General features: G+C 65.4%; 27 protein-coding genes. 17 read left to right on the top strand and 10 right to left on the bottom strand.

What is annotated here, in order from left to right:
* The first annotated feature begins 59 nt into the window (after positions 1–59).
* From AC1DVM_RS01290 to AC1DVM_RS01280, 3 genes are read left to right on the top strand one after another with little or no spacing between them, the layout of a single operon-like run.
* Entirely contained in the window at positions 60–665 is a 606-nt protein-coding gene (locus tag AC1DVM_RS01290) for a LemA family protein (protein ID WP_477251312.1), read from the top strand.
* Between the two features lies 1 nt (position 666).
* A complete protein-coding gene (locus tag AC1DVM_RS01285) occupies positions 667–1,479 on the top strand; it encodes a TPM domain-containing protein (protein WP_477251310.1) in 813 nt (270 codons plus the stop codon).
* Position 1,480: 1 nt separating this feature from the next.
* Positions 1,481–2,089, top strand: coding sequence for a TPM domain-containing protein (locus AC1DVM_RS01280; RefSeq protein ID WP_477251309.1), 609 nt, complete (start codon positions 1,481–1,483; stop codon positions 2,087–2,089).
* Between the two features lie 6 nt (positions 2,090–2,095).
* On the opposite strand, the gene AC1DVM_RS01275 is transcribed toward AC1DVM_RS01280, so the two are convergent.
* From AC1DVM_RS01275 to AC1DVM_RS01260, 4 genes are all read right to left on the bottom strand, one after another.
* Complete coding sequence (locus tag AC1DVM_RS01275; protein WP_477251307.1) at positions 2,096–2,833, bottom strand: DUF1223 domain-containing protein; 738 nt, start codon at positions 2,831–2,833, stop codon at positions 2,096–2,098.
* Positions 2,834–2,878: 45 nt separating this feature from the next.
* The gene (locus tag AC1DVM_RS01270; RefSeq protein ID WP_477251305.1) at positions 2,879–3,826 is read right to left on the bottom strand and encodes a lipid A biosynthesis lauroyl acyltransferase; all 948 of its coding nucleotides are present in this window, start codon (positions 3,824–3,826) and stop codon (positions 2,879–2,881) included.
* 19 nt (positions 3,827–3,845) lie between these two features.
* The gene (locus AC1DVM_RS01265; protein WP_477251303.1) at positions 3,846–4,868 is read right to left on the bottom strand and encodes a zinc-binding dehydrogenase; all 1,023 of its coding nucleotides are present in this window, start codon (positions 4,866–4,868) and stop codon (positions 3,846–3,848) included.
* 204 nt (positions 4,869–5,072) lie between these two features.
* Positions 5,073–5,606 carry an NUDIX hydrolase gene (locus tag AC1DVM_RS01260; RefSeq protein WP_477251302.1) on the bottom strand — a complete coding sequence of 178 codons (534 nt, stop codon included), beginning with the start codon at positions 5,604–5,606 and terminating at the stop codon, positions 5,073–5,075.
* Positions 5,607–5,798: 192 nt separating this feature from the next.
* Between AC1DVM_RS01260 and AC1DVM_RS01255 the strand changes: the two genes are divergently transcribed.
* The 7 genes from AC1DVM_RS01255 to AC1DVM_RS01225 all read left to right on the top strand — a co-directional run bounded on the left by AC1DVM_RS01255 (position 5,799) and on the right by AC1DVM_RS01225 (position 12,366).
* Entirely contained in the window at positions 5,799–6,443 is a 645-nt protein-coding gene (locus AC1DVM_RS01255; RefSeq protein ID WP_477251300.1) for a GntR family transcriptional regulator, read from the top strand.
* Positions 6,440–7,441, top strand: coding sequence for an alpha/beta hydrolase (locus tag AC1DVM_RS01250; RefSeq protein ID WP_477251298.1), 1,002 nt, complete (start codon positions 6,440–6,442; stop codon positions 7,439–7,441). Before AC1DVM_RS01255 ends, AC1DVM_RS01250 begins: the two co-directional genes overlap by 4 nt.
* Positions 7,414–8,634: an ABC transporter substrate-binding protein gene (locus tag AC1DVM_RS01245; protein WP_477251297.1), complete on the top strand. Its 1,221-nt coding sequence runs from the start codon at positions 7,414–7,416 to the stop codon at positions 8,632–8,634. The genes AC1DVM_RS01250 and AC1DVM_RS01245 overlap by 28 nt, the downstream gene beginning before the upstream one ends.
* A gap of 93 nt (positions 8,635–8,727) precedes the next feature.
* Positions 8,728–9,645, top strand: a complete 918-nt coding sequence (locus AC1DVM_RS01240) for a carbohydrate ABC transporter permease (protein ID WP_477251295.1) — start codon at positions 8,728–8,730, stop codon at positions 9,643–9,645.
* A complete protein-coding gene (locus AC1DVM_RS01235) occupies positions 9,642–10,478 on the top strand; it encodes a carbohydrate ABC transporter permease (protein WP_477251293.1) in 837 nt (278 codons plus the stop codon). The genes AC1DVM_RS01240 and AC1DVM_RS01235 overlap by 4 nt, the downstream gene beginning before the upstream one ends.
* Positions 10,475–11,368: a sugar phosphate isomerase/epimerase family protein gene (locus tag AC1DVM_RS01230; protein WP_477251292.1), complete on the top strand. Its 894-nt coding sequence runs from the start codon at positions 10,475–10,477 to the stop codon at positions 11,366–11,368. The genes AC1DVM_RS01235 and AC1DVM_RS01230 overlap by 4 nt, the downstream gene beginning before the upstream one ends.
* Positions 11,365–12,366 carry a Gfo/Idh/MocA family protein gene (locus AC1DVM_RS01225; RefSeq protein ID WP_477251290.1) on the top strand — a complete coding sequence of 334 codons (1,002 nt, stop codon included), beginning with the start codon at positions 11,365–11,367 and terminating at the stop codon, positions 12,364–12,366. Before AC1DVM_RS01230 ends, AC1DVM_RS01225 begins: the two co-directional genes overlap by 4 nt.
* 63 nt (positions 12,367–12,429) lie before the next feature.
* Here the strand turns inward: AC1DVM_RS01225 and AC1DVM_RS01220 are convergent, their stop codons facing one another.
* Complete coding sequence (locus AC1DVM_RS01220; RefSeq protein WP_477251288.1) at positions 12,430–13,248, bottom strand: IclR family transcriptional regulator; 819 nt, start codon at positions 13,246–13,248, stop codon at positions 12,430–12,432.
* 179 nt (positions 13,249–13,427) lie between these two features.
* Between AC1DVM_RS01220 and AC1DVM_RS01215 the strand changes: the two genes are divergently transcribed.
* Genes AC1DVM_RS01215 through AC1DVM_RS01185 form a run of 7 tightly spaced genes read left to right on the top strand, consistent with a single transcriptional unit; the run spans position 13,428 to position 20,054 of the window.
* On the top strand, positions 13,428–14,486 hold the full coding sequence (locus AC1DVM_RS01215; RefSeq protein ID WP_477251286.1) for an ABC transporter ATP-binding protein: 1,059 nt from the start codon (positions 13,428–13,430) through the stop codon (positions 14,484–14,486).
* Between the two features lie 10 nt (positions 14,487–14,496).
* Positions 14,497–15,363, top strand: coding sequence for an ABC transporter permease (locus tag AC1DVM_RS01210; RefSeq protein WP_477251284.1), 867 nt, complete (start codon positions 14,497–14,499; stop codon positions 15,361–15,363).
* Between the two features lie 5 nt (positions 15,364–15,368).
* Entirely contained in the window at positions 15,369–16,163 is a 795-nt protein-coding gene (locus AC1DVM_RS01205) for an ABC transporter permease (RefSeq protein WP_477251363.1), read from the top strand.
* A 12-nt stretch (positions 16,164–16,175) separates the two neighbouring features.
* Positions 16,176–16,466, top strand: a complete 291-nt coding sequence (locus AC1DVM_RS01200; protein ID WP_477251282.1) for a (2Fe-2S)-binding protein — start codon at positions 16,176–16,178, stop codon at positions 16,464–16,466.
* Complete coding sequence (locus AC1DVM_RS01195) at positions 16,463–17,839, top strand: FAD/NAD(P)-dependent oxidoreductase (protein ID WP_477251280.1); 1,377 nt, start codon at positions 16,463–16,465, stop codon at positions 17,837–17,839. Before AC1DVM_RS01200 ends, AC1DVM_RS01195 begins: the two co-directional genes overlap by 4 nt.
* Positions 17,836–19,011 carry an NAD(P)/FAD-dependent oxidoreductase gene (locus tag AC1DVM_RS01190; protein ID WP_477251278.1) on the top strand — a complete coding sequence of 392 codons (1,176 nt, stop codon included), beginning with the start codon at positions 17,836–17,838 and terminating at the stop codon, positions 19,009–19,011. Before AC1DVM_RS01195 ends, AC1DVM_RS01190 begins: the two co-directional genes overlap by 4 nt.
* Positions 19,008–20,054 carry an ABC transporter substrate-binding protein gene (locus tag AC1DVM_RS01185; RefSeq protein WP_477251276.1) on the top strand — a complete coding sequence of 349 codons (1,047 nt, stop codon included), beginning with the start codon at positions 19,008–19,010 and terminating at the stop codon, positions 20,052–20,054. Before AC1DVM_RS01190 ends, AC1DVM_RS01185 begins: the two co-directional genes overlap by 4 nt.
* Before the next feature lie 57 nt (positions 20,055–20,111).
* On the opposite strand, the gene AC1DVM_RS01180 is transcribed toward AC1DVM_RS01185, so the two are convergent.
* The 5 genes from AC1DVM_RS01180 to AC1DVM_RS01160 form a co-directional block, all read right to left on the bottom strand.
* Entirely contained in the window at positions 20,112–20,741 is a 630-nt protein-coding gene (locus AC1DVM_RS01180; protein WP_477251274.1) for a histidine phosphatase family protein, read from the bottom strand.
* A 35-nt stretch (positions 20,742–20,776) separates the two neighbouring features.
* Positions 20,777–21,448, bottom strand: a complete 672-nt coding sequence (gene gph, locus AC1DVM_RS01175; protein WP_477251272.1) for a phosphoglycolate phosphatase — start codon at positions 21,446–21,448, stop codon at positions 20,777–20,779.
* A 20-nt stretch (positions 21,449–21,468) separates the two neighbouring features.
* The gene (locus AC1DVM_RS01170) at positions 21,469–22,566 is read right to left on the bottom strand and encodes an ABC transporter ATP-binding protein (RefSeq protein WP_477251270.1); all 1,098 of its coding nucleotides are present in this window, start codon (positions 22,564–22,566) and stop codon (positions 21,469–21,471) included.
* A gap of 12 nt (positions 22,567–22,578) precedes the next feature.
* Positions 22,579–24,270, bottom strand: coding sequence for an ABC transporter permease (locus tag AC1DVM_RS01165; protein ID WP_477251361.1), 1,692 nt, complete (start codon positions 24,268–24,270; stop codon positions 22,579–22,581).
* Between the two features lie 151 nt (positions 24,271–24,421).
* The gene (locus tag AC1DVM_RS01160; protein WP_477251269.1) at positions 24,422–25,744 is read right to left on the bottom strand and encodes an ABC transporter substrate-binding protein; all 1,323 of its coding nucleotides are present in this window, start codon (positions 25,742–25,744) and stop codon (positions 24,422–24,424) included.
* Positions 25,745–25,791: the final 47 nt, after the last annotated feature.

Genomic DNA, 25,791 nt, shown 5'->3' with positions numbered 1-25,791 from the left:
GCGGTTTGCCCCATTTGTGAAGCGTCTAGAGGCCGCAACGATTCGAAAGTCGAAACTCCATGATGTCGATGGCTCTGCCGAACCCGATCCGCATGGCCTTGACGGGCTTGGTCCTCGCCTTCGGCCTCTCGGCCTGCGGGATCAACAACGTGCCGACCCTCGAAGAGCAGGCGAAATCCGCCTGGAGCGAGGTACAGAACCAGTATCAGCGCCGCGCCGACCTCATCCCCAATCTCGTCGAGACCGTGAAGGGCTTTGCCCAGCAGGAGCGCGAGGTTCTCACCCAGGTGATCGAGGCGCGCGCGAAGGCGACCCAGATCAAGGTCGATGCGTCCACCATCACCGACCCGGAGAAGTTCCGGCAGTTCCAGGAAGCGCAGAACCAGCTCTCCGGCGCGCTGAGCCGCCTTCTCGTGACGGTGGAGCGGTATCCCGAACTCAAGTCGAACGCCAATTTCCTGGCGCTCCAATCCCAGCTCGAAGGCACCGAGAACCGCATCGCGGTGGCGCGGCGCGACTACATCGAGACGGTAAGGGCCTTCAACACCGAGCTGCGGACCATTCCCGGCCGCTGGATCGCCGCCATCCTGTACCCCGATGCCAAGCCGATGCAGACCTTCGCGGCGACCGCCGGTTCCGACAGGCCGCCGGCGGTAAAATTCTAGCATGCGGCAGCGCTCGCTCGTGTCGTTCCTTCCATCTCGATGGGGGGCCATCTGCGGCGCGGTGATCCTTGGGCTTTCGCTTGTCGCCGGGGCCTTGCCTGCCTCCGCCCAGACCTTTCCGGCGCTCACCGGGCGGGTGGTCGATCAAGCCAACATCCTGAAGCTCGACGAACACACCGCCCTCGAAGCGAAACTCAAGGCGCATGAGGACAAGACCAGCGATCAGGTGGTGGTGGCCACCGTGCCGTCGCTCGAGGGCTACGAGATCGAGGATTATGCCAACCGTTTGTTCCGCCAGTGGAAACTCGGTCAGGCGAAGACCAATAACGGCGCATTGCTGCTGATCGCCCCGAAGGAGCGCAAGATTCGCATCGAGGTCGGTTACGGGCTCGAAGGAGCCCTGACCGACGCCTTGTCCCGGGTCATCATCGCGACGGCGATCGCGCCGCAATTCCAGAAGGGCGACTTTGCCGCCGGCATCAACGCGGGGGTCGACGGCGTGCTGTCGATTCTCACCGGCGATGCCGAGGAATGGCAGCGGCGCGCGGAGGTTCGGGCCGACGACAAGTCCGTGCCGATGTCGCTCTTCCACTTCGTCGTGATGGTGATCGTGATCGTGATGATCCTGCGCGCCATGCGTGGCGGGCTCGGCGCGCAGCGCCACCGCACCCGAAGCGGCCGCTGGATCACCACCGGATCGGTCCTGGGCGGAAGCGGCTGGGGTGGCGGCGGCGGCGGCTTTGGAGGCGGTGGCGGCGGGTTTTCCGGCGGCGGCGGATCGTCGGGCGGCGGCGGCGCATCGGGGAGCTGGTAGAATGATCTCATCGGAGGAACAGGACCGGCTGGCGCTGGCGATCCGCGAGGTCGAAAGCGATACCGATGGGGAGATCGTGCTGGTCGTAGCGCGCGAGGCCGACGATTACCGGCTTTTTCCCGCGCTCTGGGCGCTCGTGGGGGCGTTCTTCGTGCCGTGGCCGCTGATCTGGCTCACGCAACTCGGCCCCGCCACGATCTTTTTCATTCAGGCGCTCTCGGCGCTGGCCTTGAGCCTGCTGTTCTCGATCCCGGCCATCCGCTGGGCCCTGATCCCTCCCGCGGTGAAACGAACCCGCGCACACGCGGCCGCGGCGCACGAATTCATGGCCCACGGGCTGACCCGCACGCGCCATCGCTCGGGCGTGCTGATCTATGTGGCGCGGGCCGAGCACTACGCCGAGATCCTCGTCGATACGGGCATTGCCGAGCGTGTCGGCGCCGAAGTCTGGAAGGACATCGTCGCGACGCTCATCGAGGCCATCAGGGCGGGACAGGCGGCCGGCGGCCTGATGAAGACGATCAGGGATGTGGGGGCGATCCTTGCCGTTCACGCGCCGGCGCGGTTCGACGACACCGACGAATTGCCCAACAAGGTCATCGTTCTTTAGAAACCGCTAAAGTCCCTTGCTCTTGGCCGCGCCGAGGATCGCGCTCGGAATGTTGTCTTCCACCGTCTGCAGCAGAACCACGTAGCCGTCGCCCTTGCCCCGGGCCGTATCGACCGACACCTGGTAGCGCGCCGCGCCCCCGCGCCATTCCCCGACGCGGTTCATGCCGCGGACAACGTTGGCGTAAGTGACCGTGCGGCCCCGATTCTCACCCCGCCCGATCTGCACGGTCTGGCTGCGGGAGACGGGCAGGATCCAGATTTCGGCGACCCGCGTGATGGTCTGCGGTGTGTCCCGGACCAAGATGGTCACCGTTCCGTTGGACTCGGCGATCTCGAGATTGACCGGCAGGGCCCCGCCGGCCGCGCTGGTCGCCTTGATGGATTCCTCGACCCGCGCGCGATCCGAACCGATGCATGGCTTGGTGCCGTTGACGATCATCTGCGGGGTATAGACCTGCCGGTCGCTGCGCGATTGCGCGTAGGCCTTCTGGCGCGCCGTGAAGGCCGAATGGGCCAGCGTGTCCTTCCACCCGAGATAATCCCAGTAATCGACCGGGAACGACAGGGCGACGATGTCGGGCTGGCGCGCAAGATCGGCCAGGACCGCATCGGCGGGGGGACACGAGGAGCAGCCTTGACTGGTGAACAATTCGAGGACGGCCCGGGGCGGCTCCGCCAGAGCGGGCCGAATCAGGAGGACGAGGCCGCAAGCGACCGCGAAAAACTTCAAGCGTGAAACCATGGTGGGCTGCATGGAACACGAAACAAGGCCGCAGGGGAACTCACTTTAGCTTGAGGCAGTGGGGGCGACCTTCGGGGCCGGGACGCGCCAGCGCCGGTGCATCCACAGCCATTGGTTCGGATTTTCGCGAACCCAGCCTTCGACGACGCTGGTCATGGCCTGCATGGCGCCCTGGACGTTGATCTGCCCATCCGCATCGCGGGGCAGCTCGAGCGCCGGCGTCAATTGCAGCCGGAACCGGTGATTGGGCAGGCGGATGACGCGGACCCCATGGACCGGGCAATCGAACCGGCGGGCGAACTTGCCCAGGATCGGGTTGACGAGGGCGGGCCGTCCCATGAACTCCACGATCACCCCGCGGGTGAAATGCTGGTCGATGAGCATTCCCAGATGGCCGCCTTTTTCCAGCGCCCCCTGCATTGCGAACGCCGCGCCCTGGCGGGCCGCTTCCAGCCCGCCCATGGTGCCGGACCGGATTTCATGGAGCACGCGGGCGATCGCCGGGTCGTTGGGGGCGCGGAACACCGCTGTGGCATCGAGCCCGAAGCGGGCGGCGCAGATCGCCGGCAATTCCCAATTGCTTAAGTGCGCCGAGAAGATGATTCCGGGCCGGCCATCGTCCCGCAATTCCAGAAAATGCTCGATGCCGTCGACTTCGGTGCGGCCGGGCACGGGGCTGTCCGGGTCGAAATCGAACAGCTTCGCCAGATGCGGATATTCCCCGCCGGTGCGGCCCAGATTGTCCCAGGCGCCCTTGGCGATCGCCCGCGCCTCGACGTCCGATTTCTCCGGGTAGGCGGCCCGAATGTTGGCAAGCGCGGTCTTGTGGGCGGGGAGCAGCGGACCGATCAGCCGGGCGATCCCGGCCCCGAGGCCGCCGGAACGCTCGGGCCCGATCAGCCGCGCGAAGCCGAACACCGCGCGCACGAGCCCCACCATGACCATCTCGATCAGGCGGGAGAGCGCGGTGCGCCGTTTGTGGGGATGTGCCAACGATCTCGTCCCGCCCGCTCTAGAACGTCACCACGATCTTGCCGAAGGCCTTGCGGCTCTCCAGCCGTTCGAGCCCCTGCTGGAAATCCTCGAGCGGGAACACCGAGTCGATGACCGGAGCCATGCCGCCCGCCATCTTGTCGAGGGATTGGCCGATGTTCTCGATCCGGCAACCGAAGGAGCCGAAGATCCGGTATTGCTGCTGGAAGAGCTGCATCAGGTTCATGGTGGTGGAAACACCCGAGGTCGAACCGCAGGTCACGAGGCGGCCGCCGCGCTTGAGGCAGAGCAACGACCCGTTCCAGGTCTCGGCCCCCACATGCTCGAACACCACATCGACGCCTTTGCGCTTGGTGAGGCGGCGCACCTCCCCTTCGAACCGTTCGGTGCGGTAATTGATGACGAAATCGGCGCCCAGCGCCTTGGCCTTGGCGCCCTTCTCGTCGTCGCCCACCGTCGTATAGACCGTGCAGCCGATGGCCTTCGCCATCTTGATGGCGGCCGTGCCGATGCCGGACCCGCCCGCATGGACGAGGATGGATTCGCCCGCCTCCAGCTTGGCGTTGTCGAACAGCATGTGTTGCACCGTGCCAAACCCGATCGGCGCACAGGCCGCCTGCTCGAACGAGACACCCTTCGGCACCGCGATCACGAGGCGCTCGGGCCGGTTGACGTATTCGCGCGCAAAGCCGTCGATATGAAAGCCCATGATGCCCGCGACGTTCTCGCAGAGATTGTCGCGGCCTTCGCGGCAGGCCTTGCAATGACCACAGGTCTCGGCGCCGTACATGGTCACCGGATCGCCGACCTTGAACCGCGTGACGCCTTCGCCCACCGCCGCGATTTCGCCCGAAGCCTCCACGCCCACCACCTGGGGCATCTTGCGCTTGGCGAACGCCATGCCGCGAAAGCCCCAGACGTCGAGATAGTTGAGCGCCAGCGCACGCACCCGCACCTGCACCTCGCCGGCGGCGGGGGGGGGCGGCGCGTCTATCTCGGTAATGCGAAGATCGCGGTCGCCGAAGAGCTGAAGGGCACGCATGAGAGATTCCATTGTGAGCGTCGTCCTCGGTTTCATCGGGACCCGCACGGAGGGCGAAGCCAAGCCGAAAGCGCGGGCGGCCGGAAAAACCCGGCCCTGACGGAATGAAGCTGCTAGCGGCGGCTTAATGGGCCAGCCTCAGAATGACAAGCTCCGCGCGTCGCTGCCGAGCCGGATGAGAGGCCGATAAGGCCGGGCCGGGCGCTAGCGTCCGGCGATGTGCCGTTCCGCGAGCAATATTGCCAGACAACTGGAAGCGTGGACGATCTTTCCGTTCACCACTCCCTCGACCGCATCGGACAAGGACATTTCCACCGGTTCGATATATTCACCCGGATCAGGCCGCGATGGTGTGGGGGCGAGGCCCTCGGCCAGGAAGAGGTGACTCGTCGAATTCACACCGGCGGTGAAGGGTTGAACGACGGTCAGAGGTGTCAGCCGCGTTGCCGCGAATCCGAGTTCCTCGGCGAGTTCACGATGCGCCGCCGCCGTGGGCGTTTCCCCCGGTTCGATCGCCCCGCTTACCGCCTCAATGCTAAAATCCCCCAGGGCATGGCGGTATTCTTTCGCGAGGATGAGCGTGCCCGAGGAGGTGAGCGCCACCACATTGACCCCCGCAGGCTTGGTCACCACCGCATAACTGCCTCTATGCCCGTCCGCGAAATGCACGTCATCCAGACGGACGTGCGTCCACGGATCTTCATAGATGGTCTCGGAAGAGGTGGTCTTGCCGCGCATCGAAAAACTCCATCAGGCGCAGAGGTCTATCCCGGCGTCTCTTGTTTCTTCAAGGGGCGTCGAAATGCGCGAATGGTTTCGGCAAAGACGTCGGCAATATTTACGTGCCCCACCATCCCGCGCGAACCGCCAGGCTTGACGGTCTCCCCATTATCGATATTATTATTGATAATAACTCATTCTGGGGAGCCGATGTACGCCGCACCCATCAAACGGCCCCGCGACGTTGTCTATGACACGGTCAAGCGGCGCATCATGATGAACGAGATGAACCCGGAGGTCGCGTTGACCGAACTCGGGCTCGCTCGGGAATTGGGGTGCAGCCAGGGCACCGTTCGGGAGGCGCTCTTCCGGCTGCAGGAGGATGGACTCGTAGCCCGGGCAGGACATCGCGGCACGACCATCACCCGCATCGACCCCGAGGAAGCCGACGAAATCCTGGCGCTCCGCCGCCGGATCGAGATCCGCGGGGCCCCTCGCGCAGCGCAAAACGCCACGCCGGAGTCGATCGAGCGGCTGAGGGACATCCAGGCCGACATGGAGATTGCGGCGCGCAAGGGAGACGAATACGGGCTCATCGAACTCGACATGGTGTTCCACCTCACCATCTTCCGGCTCTCGGGCCTCGAGGCCCTCGAACAGATCCTGACTCGCTGCACCCTGCATTCGCACCGATCGAAGCTCTGGGCCCCCGGTCACCGCCGGCCTCTGCTCGACACCGCTCTGCGCCACCGCCCCCTCATCGATCTTCTGACCGCCGGCGACGGCGCTGGTCTTGCCCGGGCCATCGGCGAGCACATCGACACCATCGTCACCCGCGAGGATCAACCATCGTGAGCCCTGCCGACGCGACGCCCTGGATCGATCCGCAGATGGATGCCATCCTGCGTCGGCTTCGCGCCGAGCCTGCGATCGACCTCGGTGCCCTGCCCGTCGCCGAGGCGCGCCTCCTGTCCGACGCGGCGACGATCCCGTGGAGCGACGGCGCACCGGCGATACCGGTCGAAAACCTTGCGATCAGGAGCGGCGAGCATGTGCTCCGGGCGCGCCTCTATCGACCGGTGGGTCAAGGGACKCTGCCCGTCATCGTGTTCGTGCATGGCGGCGGCTGGACCTTCGGTTCCATCGACACCCATGACGGCACGATGCGCAACCTCGCGGTGGAATCCGGCTGCGCGGTGCTCGGCGTCGATTATCGTCTCGCGCCGGAGCACCCGTTTCCAGCGCCCCTCGACGATGTGCTGGAGACCATCGCGTTCGTGGAACGCGGCGGGCTCGGCACCGGCTTCTCCAATTCGGACATCGCCATCGCGGGCGATTCCGCGGGCGCGAATCTTGCATTGGCGGCGTTGATGGCGAGGCGGGATGCGGGGCAGAAGAAACTTGGCGCCGCGGCCTTGTTCTACGGCTGCTATGAGCCTGATTTCAGCACCGCGAGYCACGCCGCGTTCGGCGGCGGCGATTATCTGCTGACCACCGAAAAAATGCACTGGTACTGGGGCAATTTTCTAGGGTCTGAGCGTCACGACACCACGAGCCTCGCGGCGCCTTCGCGCGGCGATCTGGCGGGATTGCCGCCGCTCTACCTGTCGGCCGCCGGACTCGATCCCTTGCGGGACGACACGCTCGTTCTCGCGGCGCGCCTCACCGAGGCAAGCGCCTCGTTTCGCTACGATCACTTTCCCGGAATCGTGCATGGCTGCCTGCGCATGACACGGGAGCTCGATGCCGCGCACCGGATGATCGCGGCGGGCGGGCGCTATGTTGCCCATCACCTCAACGATAAAACAACGGGAGGATTACAACCATGGAACGTCGCGAATTCATCAAGCTAGCGGGTGCCGCAGCTCTTGCGGCTCCGCTTGCAAGCCCCGCCATCGCGCAAGGTGCGACGAATGTGCGCTGGTGGTATCATTTCGACAACCCGCAGCATTCGCCCGCCGAGCTCGTGTCGAAATTCGAAGCCGAGAATCCCGGCATCAAGATCCAGGCCGAAAGCATTCCGTGGGGCGGCGGCAACGATTATCAGACGCGCCTCTTCGCAGCGCTCGTGGCCGGCAACGCACCCGACTGCGCGATGGTGCGGCTGTCATGGCATGCGCGCCTACAACTCATGAAGGCGCTTGAGCCGCTCGACAGCTTCATCGGCGGTTGGGCCGGACGCGCCGACATCGCCGACAACATCTGGAAGATCAATCGCGGCGCCGACGGAAAGCAATATTACCTGCCGCTGCAATATGTGGTGCTCTACCTCTATTACCGGCCGGATCTCTTCGCCAAAGCCGGCCTGAAGCCGCCGACGAATTTCGAGGAGTTCCGGGGCGCGGCGAAAGCCCTCACCAAGGACGACATCTCGGGCTTCGGCCTTCGCGGGGGAGCCGGCGGCTTCGACCATTGGGGACCTTTCGTTCTCGGCGGCGGCGCCTCCTTCGAGAAGGGCGGCATGGTGACCGAGAAGGCGCTCGCGGCGAATCGCTGGTTCGTCGACCTCGCCACCAAGGACAAGGTGGTGCCCGCATCCGCGCCGACCGACAGCTTCCGGCAGATCGTCGATGCCTTCAAGGCGGGCCGCACCGCCATGACGATCCACCATGTGGGCTCGGCCAACGAGGTCGTCGGCGTGCTGGGCGACAACGTCTCGGCGGTGCCGGTGCCGCGTGCGCCCGACGGCAAAGGCTGGACCTATTTCGGTGACGAATCGAATGCGGTCTTCGCCTCCAGCAAGGCGAAGGAAGCAGCGTTCCGCTGGGCCGCGTTCCTGTCGACGGCGGAAAACAACGTCGTGCTGAACAAGTTCACCGGACAATTGCCGATCGCCACCTCGGCCGCGGCGAACTGGACGCTGCATCCCAAGCGCTTCGTGGATGCCAGCATCGCCTCGCTGCCGATTGCCGCGTCGTTGCCGGATTCGCCGAAGACGCCGGATTTCATCGCACGCGTGTGGCCCACCAACATGCAGCGCGCGCTGCTTGGCCAGATCCAGCCGGACGACATGATGCGCGCCATCGAGCAGCACTTCCACGGCTGAGAGATCGCGGGTTCGGTTCGCCGATCCCGCCTTCCGGACGATCGGGTTCGCGGTGATTTCGCTTTCCCGGCACCGCTTTTCAGGATCAATATTGTGTCATCCATTGCCGCAATCGAGCGTCCATATTCGACCCGGCGTCGCCGCCGGGTCTGGACGCCGTTCTGGTTTCTTCTGCCGGCGATCCTCGTCACCTGCGGGGTCGTTCTTCTGCCGGTGGCGCAGACCGCGTGGCTCAGCATGCAGAATTATCTGCTGTACGATCCATCGAGCGCGGCTTTCATCGGCATCGGGAACTTCGTCGCCATCGCCAACGACGAGGTGTTTTGGATCTCGTTGTGGAACTCGCTCGTCTGGATCGTCGGCGTGGTCGGCCTGCAATTTCTGCTCGGCCTCGGCGCGGCGTTGCTTTTGAACCAGAGCTTCTGGTGGCGGGGTCTCGCCCGTTCCCTCATCATCATCCCGTGGGCGCTGCCGAGCGTCATCATCGGGCTGATGTGGACATGGATGTACGATTTCAATCTCGGCGTCATCAACGACATGTCGATCCGCATCGGCATCCTCGATGCGCCCATCGCCTGGCTCGCGCGGCCCGACACCGCTCTCGCCGCCGTCATGCTCGCGCTGATCTGGCAGGGCTTCCCGTTCTTCGCCGTCACGATTCTCGCCGGATTGCAGACGGTGCCGGCGGAACTCTACGAGGCGGCGGAGATCGATGGCGTCACGCCGTTTCAGCGCCTCATCTACGTCACGCTGCCCTCCATCGCCGACGTGCTGGCGACCGCGCTCCTGCTGCGCACCATCTGGGTGGCCAATTCCCTCGACGTCATTCTGGTGATGACCGGGGGCGGACCCGGCTATGCCACCCACACCCTGCCGCTCTACTCGTTCCTGCGCGCCTATAGCAGCATGGAATTCGGCTATGGGGCGGCGCTCGCGCTGGTCCTGACATTCCTGCTTCTGGCTGTCGTGTGGCTCTATGTGCGGCGGGCCTCGAAGGGATTGGAAGGATGATCGACCGTCGATCCCGCACCCGCCGGCTCCTCGAGGTCGAGCTGCCGGTCCTGCTCGTCGTGCTGTTCGCCATCGCGCCCTATGCGTGGATGATCCTCACATCGATCAAGCCGCAGGCGGAGCTTTCGATCTGGCCCGTGCAATATCTGCCGCGCGAAGGCACGCTGCAGCACTATCGGGACCTCATCAGCCGCACGAGCTTCACGGGCAATCTCGGCAACAGCATGGTGATCGCCTGCGGCTCGGCGCTCATCGGCCTGGGCGTCAGCATACCGGCGGCCTATGCGTTCTCGCGGTTCCGGTTTACCGGCAGGCGGCAGCTCATGACGGCGTTTCTCGTCATCAACATGTTCCCGATCGTGCTTCTGATCATCCCACTCTTCCTATTGATGCGGACGCTGGGCCTCATCGACACGTTCTTCGGGGTCATTCTCGGCCATTCGACCTTCGCCATCCCGTTCGCGATCTGGATGCTGACGAGCTATTTCAATGCGATCCCGAAGGATCTCGACGAAGCGGCGATGATCGACGGTGCGAGCCGGTTCGACACGATCAGGCTCGTGGTCCTGCCGCTGGTGATGCCGGGCGTCGTCACCGCCGGCATCTACATCTTCATCACCTCCTGGAACGAATATCTCTTCGCCATGATGCTGTCGGGACAGGCTGTTCGAACGGTCACGGTCGCGCTCCAGCTCTTTATCGGCGAATTCACGATCCAGTGGGGATTGCTGACCGCCGGCGGCACGCTCATCGCGCTGCCGGTGACGATTCTCTTCCTTCTCGTTCAAAAACGGCTCGTGGGGGGACTCACGGCCGGCGCGGTGAAATCATGACCATGTCCAACGCCATCGGGGTGATCTCGATGTTCTACGCCCGCCCCTTCACGCGGGAACATTTTTCGACATTCTCGCGCATGAAGCGGGCGGGAGCGGACGTGGTCGAACTCCTGGTGCCCGAACCGGGCGAACTCGATCTTAAGGAAACCCGCGCTGCGATCGAGGATGTGGGACTGAGCGTGGTGCTGGCGGCCCGCGTCAACATCTCGCGCGATCTTGCGAGCGCCGACGAGGCCGCGAGCCGGGCTGGAACGGCCTATCTGGAGGCTTGCGTCGATATCGCGGCGGCTTTGGGGGCACCCATCGTCGGCGGCCCGCTCTATGGCGCGCCGCTCGTCTTTGCGGGACGTGCGCCGTCACCGGTGGATGAGCGCGAACGTGCGCGACGGATCGCCGCCGTGGTCGCCGGACTGAAACAGGCCGGTCGCCGGGCCGCCGATGCGGGTGTGACGTTCGGCGTCGAACCCCTCAACCGATTCGAAACCGACATCGCCAATACGGCGGGTCACGCGATCGAGATCGTCGAGGCAGTCGCGTCTCCCGCGGTCGGCGTCATGCTCGATACCTTCCACATGAACATGGAGGAGTTCGACCTGCCCTCCGCGATCCGGCGAACCGGGTCAAGGCTCGTTCACTTCCAGGCCAACGAGAACAACCGCGGCTTCGTCGGATCCGGTCACATCGACTGGCCGTCCATCGCCCGCGCGCTCCATGACGTCGTCTACAAAGGCCCTATCGTGCTCGAACCCTTCCGCCGCAGCGATGAAGGCGCCGGTGTCACGCTCGCCCAGTGGCGTGCGCCCGCCGCCGATGAGGATGCCGAGCTTGCCGCCAGCATCGCGTATCTGCGGGGCGCGCTCATCTTCGCCGGAAAGGCCGCCGCATGAGCACGCTTCGCATCGGCTGGATCGGCTGCGGAACGCACGCCAACGAGATGCTCCTGCCGCAGCTCACCCGCCACGACGTGCGGATCGCCGCCCTTTGCGATTCCGACCCGCAGCGCCTCGCTGCGACGGGCGCGCGCTACGGCCTGGCGGCGGACGACCTCACGACCGACTGGCGCCACCTTCTGGAGCGCCAAGACATCGACGCGATCGGTCTCGCGGTCGGTCCGAAGGGTCATTACGAGATCGGCCTCGCGGCGGTCGCGCGCGGGCTGCCCGTCTTCATCGAGAAACCCCCGGCGCCGACCGCCGCCATGGCGGAAGAACTGGCGGCGGCCGCCTCGAAGGCCGGCGTGCCTGTCATCGTCGGCTTCATGAAGCCCTATTCGACCGCAAACCGGATCGCCCTCAACGTCGTCGGCTCGGAGGAGTTCGGGGAGTGCGCGAGTTTCCTCGGGCAATACATGACGGCGCCCACCTATTTCGCCAAGGACCCGGATTATTCCGGCTTCTACCTGCATCATTGCGTGCATTACTTCGACCTCGTTCCGCGCCTGATGGGACCCGTCGCCGATGTAAGCGCGCGGCGGCACGAGATGGCGCCCGGCAAGCTTCTGCTCCATGTGGATTTCCGCTTTCGAAGCGGCGCCATCGGCACGCTCGTGATGGGAACCCATCAGTCGCGCGGGACACCGATGGAATGGTGGCAGGTGATGGGCGACCATCGCCGCGTCGAGGTCCGAAACGTCCATGAGGTCCGCTATTTCCGCGCTCCGCCCTTCAAGGTGTCGGACGCGAATGCGACCTTGCGCGACGGCGAGGACACGCTGGTCTGGGAGCCGAACCTGACGGCCGCCGCCAACGAGGACCACAAGGGCTATCACGCGCTGCTCGGCGATTTCGTCAGGGCCGCGCGCGGCGACGTGACCGCGGCGCCCACCATCGAGGACGGAGCGCGCGCGATGGCGCTTCTCGAACGCGTGATCGCAAGCGCGACCTGAATCTGGAGAACTGCCTCGTGGTCGGCGTATTCCGAGTGCGCATCCGCCGGGCGCTGCCGATAATCAGCCGGCGGCGGTCGCGCCGCTGAGGCTGCGCGCCGGATAGCGCAGGGTCGGATCGAACGGATTGAGACGTTCGGCAATGCCTTCGGCTTCCTTCTGCAGAAGCTGCACCACGATGGGAAGCCGGTCATCCTTCAGCCGCTCGGCCAGGGTGCCGATGCTCAAAGCCGCGACGGCGCGACCCTCCGCATCGAGGATCGGAACGCCGACTCCGGCCATTCCCGGGATGAGCCCCGTATTGATGTTGGCCCATCCGAGCTGCCGCACATGGTCGACCTGCATGCGCAAACCGACCTCGTCGAGAAAGCCCCGATCGAGCAGCCGCGGAATGTTGAAGCGGATGACCGCCTCGCGCTCGCCGTCGGGAAGGAACGCCAGCATGGCAAGGCTTCCCTGGCCGATCCCCAGCGGCACCTTGCCGCCGATATCGCCGGTGAACGACCGGATCGGGAACGGTCCTTCGATGCGATCGAGGCAGACGGCGTCGAAGCCGTTGCGCACCAGCAGGAAGATGGTGTCGCCCAAGGTGGCGGAGAGCCGCAGCAGCGCCGGGCGGGCGAGATTGCGCAGGCCGTCTGCCTGACCGGCGCGGGCCGCCAACACGAAGAACGCCAGAGCGAGACGATATTTCCGACTGCCCGCCACCTGCTCGACAAAGCCTTCGGCAATCAGCGCCTTCAGCGCGCGGTGGGTGCTCGGCTGGTTCAAGCCGCTCGCGGCAGCGACGTCGGTCAGCCGCATGCCGCCGGACTCGCCGGTTGCCAACACCTTCATGACGCCGAGCGCCCGCCGAATCCCCGAGCTGTCCGCTTCTTTCATTCTGAAGAAACCCACTAATGTCGGTCTGTTTATTCCACTGAATGGAATAAAAATCAAAAAGATTTCCTCCTGTGGAATCCTTGCATTGACTCGCCGGCCCGTTCCAGCCGTCATCCGAAGCAGGCTAAGGGATTGCTTGTCCCCCGCGGCCCGAACCGAATGCAGGATCGGAGGATCACGTGGCCTTTCTGGCGCTTGAGCGGCTTTCGAAGCATTACGGAAACATGGCGGCTGTCGACGACGTCGCGCTCACCATCGAGAAGGGTGAGTTCGTGTCGCTCCTCGGTCCCTCCGGCTGCGGCAAGACCACGACGTTGCAGATGATCGCCGGTCTGGTGGAGCCCTCCGCCGGGCGGATCACCCTCGACGGCCGCGACATCACGAACGAGAAGCCCAACAAACGCGGGCTCGGGATCGTCTTCCAGAGCTATGCGCTCTTCCCGCACATGACCGTCGCCGAGAACGTCGCCTTCGGCCTCGAGATGCGCCGGGTTCCGCGTCCGGAACGACAGGACCGCGTGCGCGAGATGCTGTCGCTCGTGCAGCTCTCGGCATTCGCCGACCGCTATCCGCGCGAAATGTCCGGCGGCCAGCGCCAGCGTGTCGCCATCGCACGGGCGCTCGTGATCGCTCCGCCAGTTCTGCTCCTCGACGAACCGCTCTCCAATCTCGACGCCAAGCTGCGCGAGGAAATGCAGTTCGAGCTTCGCCGCATCCAGCGCAAGGTCGGCACCACCACCATCATGGTGACGCACGACCAGGCCGAGGCGCTCTCCATCAGCGACCGCGTGGTGGTGATGGAACAGGGCCGCATGACCCAGGTGGATGCGCCCTACAGGCTATACGAGCAGCCCTCCAACGCGTTCATCGCCTCCTTTGTCGGCAAGACCAATCTCATCGCCGGGACCTGGCGGCGCGAGGGCGGTGCCGGCGCGGTCGATCTTCACGGCCTGCGTCTCGAAGCGCTTGTCGCGGACTTTCCCGACGGGACGCCCGTCACCATGTCGATCCGCCCGGAGAAGATCCTGCTGCGCAAGGCCGGCGAAGGACGGCTCGATGGCGACATCGCGAGCCGCTTCTTCCTTGGCAGCCAATGGCTGTTCACCGTGGACACGCCTGTCGGCGCGATGACGGTGGCGACCCCGAACCAGGGCGAAGAGCCACCCGCGGAGGGCGCATCCGTCGGTCTGGATTGGCAGCCCGCCGATCTGCGCGTGATCTCCGCGACGAACCGGTGAGGAGCGCCCAATGACACCACGGCCCCCATCGTCCCGCGCCTTGACGCCGTGGCTTCTGGCAGGCCCGGGCGCGCTCTTTTTCGCCGGCATGATCCTGCTGCCGCTGGCGCTTACCGTCATTCTGTCGTTTCGCGCCTACGATCATGCGACGGGCATCAAGGACACCTACACGCTCGCGCATTACATCGCGGTGGTGACGGACGAGTATTATCTCGGGATCTTCTGGCGCACCTTGCGCATCGCCGCGCTGACCACGCTCATTTGCGCGATGCTCGGCGCGCCCGAGGCCTACATCCTGGCGCGGATGCGCAATCCGTGGCGCTCGGTGTTTCTTCTCGTCATCATCGGACCGCTGCTGGTCTCGGTGGTCGTCCGCGCCTTCGGCTGGAGCATGCTGCTCGGTTCGCAAGGCCTCGTGAACCAGGCCCTGCAGCTCGTGGGATTGCCGAGCGCGCGGCTTCTCTACACCGAAACCGCGATCGTCATCGCGCTCGTGCACGTGATGCTGCCCTTCATGGTGATCCCGATCTGGACCGCGCTGCAGAAGCTCGATCCGATGGTCGAGGCCGCCGCCTGGAGTCTCGGCGCGTCACGCTTCGCGGCCTTGCGACGGGTCGTGTTGCCGCAGGTATCGCTCGGCATGCTGTCCGGCTGCCTCATCGTGTTCGGCCTCTCGGCCAGCGCCTTCGCGATTCCCGGCCTGCTCGGAGGCCGCAGGCTCAAGATGGCGGCGACGCTCGTATACGACGAATATCTGCACGAGCTGAACTGGCCGCTGGGCGCCGCCATCGCGATCATCGTTCTCGTCGCCAACCTGCTCATCATGCTGGCCTATAACCGCATGGTCGAGACCAGGGCGCGACGGATGCTCGGGTGATCGCGATGCAAAAGAACGGACCGCTCGCCCTCGTCTTTCACAGCCTCGTCGTGGCATTCGTCCTCGCGCCGCTTCTGATCATCTGCCTCGTGGCGTTCACGCCCGAGAACACCCTGTCGCTGCCGACCACGGGCATCTCGCTGCGCTGGTTCAAGGCGGTCTTCGCTCATCCGGATTTCGTCGCATCCTTCTGGAACAGCATCTGGCTCGCCACCTTGTCGGCGACACTCTCGGTGGCGCTTGCCGTTCCCGCGGGCCTTGCCATCAGCCGCCTCGATTTCCCGGGACGCGATGCGTTGAACGCGCTGTTTCTCTCGCCGCTGATCATCCCGCATCTCGTGCTCGGCGTCGCCTTCCTGCGCCTGTTCGCGCTGGTGGGTGCCACCGGCAGCTTCGCGTGGCTGGTCGCCACCCACATCGTGATCGTCACGCCTTATGTCCTGCGGCTCGTGCTGGCGGCTCTGTCCGGACTGGACCGCAGCGCGGAGCAGGCCGCCATGACCCTGGGCGCGAGCAGTTGGACGACGTTCAGGCGCGTCACCGCGCCGATGATCCTACCCGGCATCACCGGCGGCTGGCTCCTCGCCTTCATCAACAGCTTCGATGAGCTGACCATGTCGATCTTCGTCACCGCGCCCGCGACCGTCACGCTGCCGGTGCGGATGTACATGTACGCGACGGAATCCATCGATCCGATGATGGCGGCGGTCTCCGCACTGATGATCGCGCTGACGGCGGTCGCCATGCTGGTGCTCGACCGCGCCTTCGGCCTCGACAAGATCCTCGTCGGTCAACGCTAGGGCGGATTCAGCATGGCCCTCCTGAAACGCCTCGCCAGACGCGATCTTCCCGTCATCCCGTTCATCCTCGACGGCGTGGCGTGCGAGGGCCGGGCCGGCGACACCATCATGACCGCCGCCCTCACGCTGACCGACCAATTGCGGCGGGGCGATTTTTCCGGCACGCCCCGCGCCGGCTTCTGCCAGATGGGCGCGTGCCAGGATTGCTGGGTCCTTGCCGCAGACGGCCGTCGGTTGCGCGCCTGCACGACGCGGCTGGAGCCCGGCATGGACCTTCGCACGCGACCGGAGAAGCGGTCGTGACCCCCTTGCTGCGACCCCTGATCGTCGGGGCCGGACCGGCCGGAATTCGCGCCGCGGAGGTTCTGGCAAAGGCGGGCATACGCCCGCTCCTCGTCGATGAAGCGCCGCTCGGCGGCGGGCAGATCTATCGCCAGCGCCTCGTTGCCGACGAACGTTCGCCGCGCGATCTCTACGGGTCTGAGGCCCGCAAGGCGACGGCGTTGCACGAGACCATCGCGGCGCTTGCCGACCGCGTCGATTACTGGCCGCAGGCTTTGGTCTGGAACATCGGCGGCAATGTCGCCGACATCGCGGTCGCCGGCCATAACCGCCGCGCGGATTTCACCCATCTCGTCCTGGCGACCGGCGCGACGGACCGCGTGCTGCCCTTCGCCGGATGGACGACGCCCGGCGTCTTCAGTCTCGGCGGCGCGCAAGTCACACTGAAATCGCAAGGCTGCGCCATCGGCGAGCGGGTGGTGTTTCTGGGCTCCGGCCCGCTGCTTTACCTCGTCGCCTGGCAATACATGAAGGCGGGTGCAAAGGTCGAAGCCGTCCTCGACACCGCGCCGTTGTCGGCCAAACTCAATCTCCTGCGAGGTCTTGCGCTGCAGCCGGGCGTGATCCTGCGTGGCATGCGCTATGCGGCGGAGCTCGCGGCGCGCGGCGTGCCGGTTCTCTATGGCGTCGAACCCGTTCGCGTCGAAGGCGACGCGCGCGTCACGGCCATCGTGTGGCAGGAGCGCGGCGTTGAGAAACGGATCGCCTGCGACGCGATAGGCTTCGGCCTCGGACTGCGATCGGAGACCCAGCTTGCCGACCTCGCCGGCTGCCGGTTCCTCTTCGACACACGTGATCGGGCCTGGCGTCCGGAGCGCGATGCAGCCGGGCGGACCAGCGTTGCGCGGGTCTATATCGCCGGGGACGGCGCCGGAATCGCTGGCGCCGACGCGGCGGAACTTGGCGGCGAGCGCGCGGGCCTGGCCGTGCTGGAGGACGCGGGTCTTCCGCCCGACCCATCGCGCGTCCGCGATCTCGAACAAAAATCCGCCGCGCTGGAGCGGTTTCGTTCGATCCTGGAGAGCGCCTTCCCGTTCCCGGACGGCTGGACTGATAAGCTCGCCGACGATGTGGTGCTCTGCCGGTGCGAGGAGATCGCGGTGGGAGAGGCCCGACTTGCGGCTGGCACGATGGGCGTGGTCGAGATCAATCGCTTGAAGGCGCTGACGCGCATCGGCATGGGGCGCTGTCAGGGCCGGATGTGCGGAACATCCGCGGCGGAAGTGCTCGCCGCATCCTGTGGCCGTTCGCTCGATGCGGTGGGACGGCTGCGCGCGCAGGCTCCGGTCAAGCCCCTGCCGCTCGATCTCGCGGCCGAGGAGGAAGCCGCATGAGCCGCACCCTCTCGGCAGATGTGGCGATCATCGGGGGCGGCCTCGTCGGCAGTTCTGCCGCCCTCGCGTTGCGGCGGAGCGGCTTCTCGGTGGTGCTGCTCGACAAGGGTTTCTGCGGCGCGCAGGCGAGCGGCGTGAATTACGGCGGCGTGCGGCGTCAGGGCCGTCCGCCCGAGCAGATCCCGCTGTCTCAGCGCGCCCATGCGATCTGGCCGCGTTTGAAGGAGCTCATCGGCATCGACGGCGAATTTTCTCCTTCGGGCCATCTCAAGCTGGCGCGAACCGAGGCCGAGATGGCGTCGCTCGAGCGGTATGCTGCCCTCGTGGCCGACATGCGCCTCGACCTCGAACTCATCGGCCACAATGGCCTGCGCGAGCGGTTCCCCTGGATTGCCGGCGACATGGCGGGCGCGTCCCTGTGCCCTGGCGACGGACACGCCAATCCGCGCCTTGTCTCGGCAGCCTTTGCCAGGGCGGCGGCGCGCGCGGGCGCGACCGTCCTTGAACAGACGGCCGTCCACCATGCACACAAGACACCGGATGGTTTTCGCCTGTCGGCAGGTGACGGGCTCGAAATCAGGGCGACGCATCTGGTGAACAGCGCCGGCGCCTGGGCTGCGCCTTTCGCCGAGGCGTTCGGCGAACATGTGCCGTTGGGGCGAATCTATCCGTGCCTGATCGTCACCGAGCCGCTCGCCGCCATCATGACGGTGAATATTGGCGCGGAGGGCGGCGGTATCTATGCCCGTCAGGTGGAGCGGGGCAATTGCATCGTCGGCGGCGTGCGCGGCGCGCCCCTCGCCGATCCCGATTATTCGCGTCCGGTCGGAGACGCCGCGGTGACGGTCATGAACCGCGCCACTGAAATGTTTCCATCCCTGCGTCATGCCCACGCGATCCGCTTCTGGACCGGCACCGAGGCCGACACGCCCGACCGCAATCCCGTCATCGGCCACAGCATGACAACGCCGGGTCTGATCCATGCGTTCGGGTTTTCGGGCGCGGGGTTTCAGATCGCGCCCGGCGTCGGCGAGGTCGTGGCCGATCTCGTTCGCGACGGCCGCACCGCCACGCCGATCGGGGCGTTCTCCATCGACCGTTTCAACCGCACCAACCAGGGCTCGGGTGCGGCTTCGATCACTGAGCCACAACAGAGGGAAACATCGCAATGATGAAGATCAGACACGTCTTGCTGGGCGCCGTCGCCATGGCGTCGCTCGCCAGCGCAGCCCACGCCCAGACCAAGACGCTTTATGTCGGCATGAACGGCGGCAATTTCGAGAAGACCTTCACGCAGAACGTGCTGCCGGATTTCGAGAAGGCGAATGACGTCAAGGTGGTGGTCGTTCCCGGCACCTCGTCCGACATCCTGGCGAAAGCCACGGCCGCCAAGGACAACCCGCAGATGCACGTGATGTTTCTCGATGACGGCGTGATGGTGCGGGCGATCGGCGCCGGCCTCTGCCAGAGGATGACGGAGAGCCCCGCTTTGGCCGACCTCGCGCCCGGCGCACGCATGAAAGGCGACATGGCGGTCGGCATCGACCTCGGCATGACGGGCCTCGCCTACAACAAGAAAATGTTCGACGAGAAGGGCTGGGCGGCCCCGACCTCGTGGATGGATCTCGCCGACCCGAAATACAAGGAGAAGGTGGTGTTCCAATCCGCCTCCGCGTCGTCGTTCGGCCTGCACGCTTTCCTGATGTTCAACCGCATTCAGGGCGGCACGGAAAAGGATGTGGAGCCCGGCTTCGCGAAGTTCCGCAGCACCATCGGGCCGAACGTGCTCGAATTCATCCCGAGCTCGGCGAAAATTTCCGAAATGGTGCAGACCGGCGAGGCCGCGATCTTCCCGCTGACGCCGACCGCCGTCGCGGCCCTGCAGGAAAAGGGCATTCCGGTCGAATACGCCCAGCCGAAGGAAGGTTCGGTGGTGCTGATGGTGGCCGAGTGCGTGATTGCCAAGAACAGCGAGCCCGAGCTTTCGCAGAAGCTCGCCGCTTACCTCTTGTCGCCGGAGGCGCAGAGCAAGGCACTGCAATTCGGCAACATCGTGCCGTCGAACACCAAGGCGAAGGCGGCGACTCCGGAAGCCGAAGCCAAGCTCGCCAAGTTCCATGGCTACATGAAGAATGCCGTGACGCTGGATTGGGACGCCATCAACGAGAAGCGTCCTGAATGGAACAGCCGCTGGAACAAGATGATCGAGCGCTAGTCTCACGCCACAGGCGGCGGGCGGATGCAAGGAATGCGTCCGCCCGCGCTGCCATTGTCACACCGCCACGTGATCCAGACCTCGCGTTCTCAGATCGCCCGGCGTCGGTGCAAAATTGTAGGCGACGAGTCGTGCCGTTCGCCCCTGCGCCGCATGATCCACGGTGAGAATGGTGAGAGCGGCCGGTGACACCGGCGCCATGCATTCGGGCGTCAACCCGATGAGGATCTGGCAGGCGGCGCGGACCACGCCCTCATGAGTGACTACGACCACGTCGCCCGCGTGTCGTCGCGATATCTCCGTCAACGCCGAATCGACGCGCGCGCAGAAGCGCCCCCAGCTTTCGCCGCCGGGTGGCGTATGAGTTCCCAGCCGCCAGTTACGATAGGCCTTGGCATCCGCCTTCTCGATGTCGTCGATCCAGCGGCCGGTCCATTCGCCCAGATCCATCTCCCGGAGGCGCGCATCGGTCGCCGCATCGGGAAAGCCCAGGATTTCGGCCGTGCGGCGGGCCCGGGTCAGATCGGACGAGACCACGTGCACAGGCGCGGGCGAACCGGCAAAGAACAGCGATGTGCCGCGCGCTTGTTGAAGCCCCCGCGCGGATAGCGGCGCGTCCGCATGTCCCTGCAGCCGCCGTTCGGCATTCCACTCGGTTTCGCCGTGACGGACGAAAATCAGTTTCATGGAAATACGCTCCGGTCTCCACGTCTCGTGGAGTGTCAGGCCGCGACGCGGCTCGCCACGATCGGCAGGAGATCGGGCATCGTGTCGATGAGGTGATCGGCGCCAAGCTCCGCATGCGGCTTGTGGCTGTAGCCGTACGTCACCGCGACAACGACGGCGATACCGGCCGCGCGCGCGGCCTGCACGTCATGGTAATTGTCGCCGACCATGAAGGCCGCGTCGCCGCCAATTCCCATCAGCCGAAGAGCCGCCTCGATCGGTGCCGGATGCGGCTTGCGCTCGGCGAGCGTGTCGCCGCCGATGACGGCGTCGAAGAACGCCGAAAGACCGAGCGATTCGAGGATGGCGATCGTCGCCGCGTGAGGCTTGTTGGTGACCACCGCGAGCCGGAGGCCCATGCGGCTCAAGGCTTCGAGCGTTCCGCGAACACCTGGGTAAGCCAGGGTGTGGCGCGACGCATCGGCCTCGTAGATCTGCATGAACCTCGCCACCAGCCGTGGCAGCGCCGCGACCTCGCCGCTGATCCGCAGGATCGCACGCTCCACCAGTTTCGCGACGCCGTCGCCGATCATCGCCTTGATGTCCTCAAGGCTTACGGGAGGCAGATTCTCTTCCCCGAGCAGCGCGTTCGCGGCATTGCGCAGATCCTCGGCGCTGTCGACCAGCGTGCCGTCGAGATCGAAGATGATGGCTTTGAGTTGGGTCATGGAGCCGTTTCGAAAATCGCCTAGGAGGCAAGCCAGGTGGCGGAGCGCAGCGACAGGCCGACCTTGACGGGTGTTCCCGCGTCGTAGGGCGCGTCGCCCGAATGATACGGCGTGTCGATGAGAACCTCGGTGGCGCCGATCCGGACGCCATAGCGCAGGGTCGAGCCAAGGAATTCCGTGTGGGTGACGATGCCGGGCAGCGCCAGCGCGTCGGGCACCTCCGCCCCTAGGCTCGCATGCTGCGGCCGGAACACGAGCTTTGCACCGTCCGGCACCTCGGCATCCGCCGGGACCGGGATGTTGAGCCCGCCCTCAATCTCGAAGATCCGCGCGTCGCCATTGCGCACCACGCGTCCCGGCAGGATGTTGGCGGTGCCGAGAAAATTCGCCACGAACAGGTTCGCTGGCTTCGCATAGACCTCCATGGGCGTGCCGACCTGCTGGACGACGCCGTCATTCATCACGGCGATGCGGTCGCAGATGGTATTGGCTTCTTCCTGGTCATGCGTCACGAAAATGGTGGTGAGGCCCAGCCGCTGCTGCAGGTCGCGCAATTCGCGCCTCACCTGCACGCGCATCTTGGCATCGAGATTCGACAACGGCTCGTCGAGAAGCAGCACCTTCGGCTCGATCGCAATGGTGCGGGCGACCGCGACACGCTGCTGCTGGCCCCCAGAGAGCTGCGAGGGGCGTCGGTCCGCGAGATGCGACAGGCCGACGAGTTCGAGCGCCGCCGCGACCCGGCTTTCGATCTCAGCCTTGGGCAGTCGCCGCTCCTCCAGGCCGAACGCCACATTCCGCCTGACCGTCATGTGCGGCCAGAGCGCATAGGACTGGAACACCATGCCGACATCGCGCTTCCACGGCGGCAGGCGCGAAAGATCGCGGCCGCCGACCAGCACCTCGCCGCTCTGCGCGTTGTTGAAGCCCGCGATGAGCCGCAGAAGGGTGGTCTTGCCGCAACCCGATGGGCCGAGAAACGCGAAAAACTCGCCCGGCCGGACATGGAGGCTGATGTTCTTGAGGACGTGGTTCGTACCGTAGAACAGATCGACGTTGCGAATGTCGACATCCACCGCGGGCGTGTCGAGTTGGGTTGCGCGAAGAGGCTGGTTCATGAAGGTCGGTCCCTATGAATCGGAAGGGGTTAGAGCGGGCGATCGGGCCTTCTGGCTTCGTTCGATGATCAGATGGGACGCGAAGGTGCACAGGGCCACCAGCAGCACCGCGATCACCCCGAGGGCAGCGCCCGGCCCGCGTCCGGCCGGGGATTGCATGAACACGTAGAGCCCGTAGGCCAGTGGCGCGTCGGCGTTCGATTGCACCAGCATCAGGGTGGCGGACAATTCCACCGCCGCCGTCGCAAAGCTGGTGACGAACCCGGCCAAGATGCCGCCGGCCATCAAGGGCAGAACCACACGCCGCACGGTGCGGGTCTTGGTGGCGCCGAGATTTTCCGCCGCTTCCTCCAGCGAGACGGAGATCTGCTGCAAGGCCGCGTAGCAGGCGCGCAGCGCATAGGGCAGCCGCCGGATGGCGAGAGCCAGCACGATCACGATCCACAGGGTGGCGAGCGGCGTACCGTCGGGAAGCTGTACGCCGTAGAAGGTGCGCAGGTATCCGATGCCCAGAACCACGCCCGGAATGGCGAGTGCCGCGGTCGCGGCCCAATCGAGCCAGGCGCGTCCGATCAGGCGCGTCCGCAGCACCAGATAGGCGATGATGGTGCCGACCACCACATCGATCAATCCCGCCAGCGACGCGTAGATCAGCGTGTTCTTGACGTAGATGAAACTCTCCCCGAACACCCGGCCGTAATGGGCGAGGGTCAAGCCGTCGGGCAGCGGGCTGAACGACCAGATGGTGGCAAAGGAGAGGAGCAGCAAGCCGACATGCGGCGCGAGCACGAGCGACAGGATGAGGAACACGGTCGCGTAGGCGATGACGGTCTCCCACGGCCGCATCTGTCGTCTCGCGAGCCCGCCGCCGCCACGCTGCACGGTGGCGTAATCCTTGCCGCGCATGGCGAGCGCCGAGATCCACATGGCGAGGATCGACATGCAGATGAGCACCACCGAGATCACGTAGCCCATGGGATCGGCGATGCCGATGGATGTCACGCGCAGATAGGCCTGGGGCGCCAGCATGTCCTTCACGTTGAGAAGGAGCGGGGTGGCAAGGTCGTCGAACACCTTCACGAAAACCAGCGATGCGCCGGCGATGTAGCCCGGCATGGCGAGCGGGAAGACGATGCGGCGGAACAGTCGGAAGCCCGAGCTGCCGAGATTCTGCGCCGCCTCTTCCATGGCGCGGTCGATGTTGCGCAGGGAGGTCGAAAGATTGATGAGGATGAACGGGAAATAGTGCACCGCCTGCACGAAGATGACGCCGTTCAGGCCCTCCATGAAGGAGATCTTGAAGCCGAACCAATCGTCGAGCAGGAGATTGACGGTGCCGTTCCGCCCGAACAGCAGCAGCATGGCGACCGCTCCCACGAAGGGCGGCATGATGAGCGGCAGGAAGCCGAGGGTCTGGATCAGGATGGCGCCGCGAAAATCGAACCGTGTGGTGATGTAGGCAAGCGGCAGCGCGAAGATCGAGGCCAGCACCACCGACATCGCCGAAACGTAGACCGAATTCCAGAACGACCGCACGAACAGATCCGTGCGAAAGAAATCGATGAAATTGACCAAAGTGAACGTGCTCGTGCCCTTCTCTGTGAAGGCAACGTAGATCACCGTTCCGACGGGGACGATCAGGAACAGCGCCAGGAACGCCACGATGGCGAGGCTCAGCGCGATCTGACCCGGCGTCGCGGACATGGTGTGGGCGAGCCGTGCRAGCACGGACGGAGCTTGCACTCGCGGGACGGTCGCGGCGACGGACATGGATCCGCTCTCCTGAAATCCGAAAAAGGAGGTCAGGCGGCCCGATATCCCGGGCCGCCCGTTTGAAGCTGGGTGCCTTTGAGGCCTATTGAGCCTGTTTCAGCGCCTGCTCGGCCTTGGTCTTGGCCTGCGCATAGCGGTCCTTGGCGAAAGAGGCCCATTGCTGCTCGAGCTCGGCCTGGCGCGCGCCCTTTTCCTTGCCGCCCGTGAACGCGCCCGCGATTTCAGGCGAGGCGGCCTGCTGCTCGGTGATCGGCATGGCGGCGACGAGATCGCGCGCTTCCTTCACGAGAGCTTTCGCCCCGGCCGAATCCTTCTTGGCAATCGCCGCTTCCGCATCGTGGATCGCCTTGGTGGCGGCCTTCAGCGCGTCGAGCTGGAACGTGATCGTCTGGTCGTAGAGCACGTCCACCGCGTTGGTGCGCTTCTCCGACACGTTCACGTCGAACTTCACGCGCGCGCCCACCGAGGTGTCCTTGAAGGGATTGGGGTAATCCGCGGGCGCCTTGGCGTAGGCCGCCGGATTGACCGGCAGGCGGCGGATCGTCGGCTCGAGCAGGACCTCCTGGCCCTGCGGCGAGACGAGGAACTCCACGAAGGCCTCGGCCCCGGCGCGGTTCGGCGCATTGGCGATGACGCCCACATTGGCCGGCACGATGGTGGTGACCGTGGGATAGACGAACTTCACCGGGAAGCCGGAGGCCTGCGACGAGAATGCGAAGAAGTCGATCACGATTCCGTAGCCGACCTGTCCGGAATTCACCGCCTCGGGCACGCCGAACGAGCGTTCGGTGATCTGGCGAAAGTTGCCCGACATTTCCTTGAGCACGCGCCAGCCCTGATCCCAGCCCTCGCCCTGGAGGATGGTCTCGATGGTCAGGTGCGTGGTGCCCGACCGCGACGGCGCCGCCATCGCGACGTGGTCGAAATAGACCGCCTTGGCGAGATCCTGCCAGTCCTTGGGCTCCGGCAGCTTGTTGGCCTTGGCATAGCGGTCGTTCCACATGATGCCGTAGCCCGAGGCCGCGAAACCCGAATAGAAACCGTCCGGATCGTTGATCGGATAGGAGCCGACCTTCTCGGGAATTCCCTCGGCCTTCGGCTTGTAGCTCTGCAGGAGCTTCTTGCCCTTGAGAACCTCGAAAGCATCCGGCGCAGAGGCCCAGAAGAGATCGACCTGGTTGTTGGCTTTGGTCTCCTCGACGAATTTCACGCCCGCATTGGTGTTGCGGTTCTGGACGTCGAGGGTGACGCCCGGATGAGCCTTCTCGAACGCCTGCTTGAACGGATCGGTCACGTCCTTGGAAAACGACGTGACGACGGTGACCTTGCCGCTTTGGGCGAAGGCGGCGCTCGAAAGCAGGGTCGCGCCGAGAAGAGCCGCGATGGCGGCGGAATGGCGAAGCATCGATTTCCTCCAAATTTGGGACAGGCTTGGGTCCGCCCGCAGGCAGC

Source organism: Microvirga sp. P4_A5, assembly GCF_056402495.1.
Note: the sequence above shows the minus strand (reverse complement) of the source record. Positions and strands in the feature narration are given on the sequence as shown.

Bases quoted from the DNA above. Each gene is read 5' to 3' on its own strand.
- AC1DVM_RS01260 (WP_477251302.1), bottom strand. From the start codon at position 5,606: ATGCGCGGCAAGACCACCTCTTCCGAGACCATCTATGAAGATCCGTGG.
- AC1DVM_RS01220 (WP_477251288.1), bottom strand. From the start codon at position 13,248: ATGAAAGAAGCGGACAGCTCGGGGATTCGGCGGGCGCTCGGCGTCATG.
- AC1DVM_RS01230 (WP_477251292.1), top strand. From the start codon at position 10,475: ATGACCATGTCCAACGCCATCGGGGTGATCTCGATGTTCTACGCCCGC.
- AC1DVM_RS01160 (WP_477251269.1), bottom strand. From the start codon at position 25,744: ATGCTTCGCCATTCCGCCGCCATCGCGGCTCTTCTCGGCGCGACCCTG.
- AC1DVM_RS01170 (WP_477251270.1), bottom strand. From the start codon at position 22,566: ATGAACCAGCCTCTTCGCGCAACCCAACTCGACACGCCCGCGGTGGAT.
- AC1DVM_RS01205 (WP_477251363.1), top strand. From the start codon at position 15,369: ATGCAAAAGAACGGACCGCTCGCCCTCGTCTTTCACAGCCTCGTCGTG.
- AC1DVM_RS01290 (WP_477251312.1), top strand. From the start codon at position 60: ATGATGTCGATGGCTCTGCCGAACCCGATCCGCATGGCCTTGACGGGC.
- AC1DVM_RS01225 (WP_477251290.1), top strand. From the start codon at position 11,365: ATGAGCACGCTTCGCATCGGCTGGATCGGCTGCGGAACGCACGCCAAC.
- AC1DVM_RS01245 (WP_477251297.1), top strand. From the start codon at position 7,414: ATGGAACGTCGCGAATTCATCAAGCTAGCGGGTGCCGCAGCTCTTGCG.
- AC1DVM_RS01280 (WP_477251309.1), top strand. From the start codon at position 1,481: ATGATCTCATCGGAGGAACAGGACCGGCTGGCGCTGGCGATCCGCGAG.
- AC1DVM_RS01255 (WP_477251300.1), top strand. From the start codon at position 5,799: ATGTACGCCGCACCCATCAAACGGCCCCGCGACGTTGTCTATGACACG.
- AC1DVM_RS01275 (WP_477251307.1), bottom strand. From the start codon at position 2,833: ATGGTTTCACGCTTGAAGTTTTTCGCGGTCGCTTGCGGCCTCGTCCTC.
- AC1DVM_RS01210 (WP_477251284.1), top strand. From the start codon at position 14,497: ATGACACCACGGCCCCCATCGTCCCGCGCCTTGACGCCGTGGCTTCTG.
- AC1DVM_RS01200 (WP_477251282.1), top strand. From the start codon at position 16,176: ATGGCCCTCCTGAAACGCCTCGCCAGACGCGATCTTCCCGTCATCCCG.
- AC1DVM_RS01185 (WP_477251276.1), top strand. From the start codon at position 19,008: ATGATGAAGATCAGACACGTCTTGCTGGGCGCCGTCGCCATGGCGTCG.
- AC1DVM_RS01285 (WP_477251310.1), top strand. From the start codon at position 667: ATGCGGCAGCGCTCGCTCGTGTCGTTCCTTCCATCTCGATGGGGGGCC.
- AC1DVM_RS01165 (WP_477251361.1), bottom strand. From the start codon at position 24,270: ATGTCCGCGACGCCGGGTCAGATCGCGCTGAGCCTCGCCATCGTGGCG.
- gph (WP_477251272.1), bottom strand. From the start codon at position 21,448: ATGACCCAACTCAAAGCCATCATCTTCGATCTCGACGGCACGCTGGTC.
- AC1DVM_RS01235 (WP_477251293.1), top strand. From the start codon at position 9,642: ATGATCGACCGTCGATCCCGCACCCGCCGGCTCCTCGAGGTCGAGCTG.
- AC1DVM_RS01190 (WP_477251278.1), top strand. From the start codon at position 17,836: ATGAGCCGCACCCTCTCGGCAGATGTGGCGATCATCGGGGGCGGCCTC.
- AC1DVM_RS01265 (WP_477251303.1), bottom strand. From the start codon at position 4,868: ATGCGTGCCCTTCAGCTCTTCGGCGACCGCGATCTTCGCATTACCGAG.
- AC1DVM_RS01180 (WP_477251274.1), bottom strand. From the start codon at position 20,741: ATGAAACTGATTTTCGTCCGTCACGGCGAAACCGAGTGGAATGCCGAA.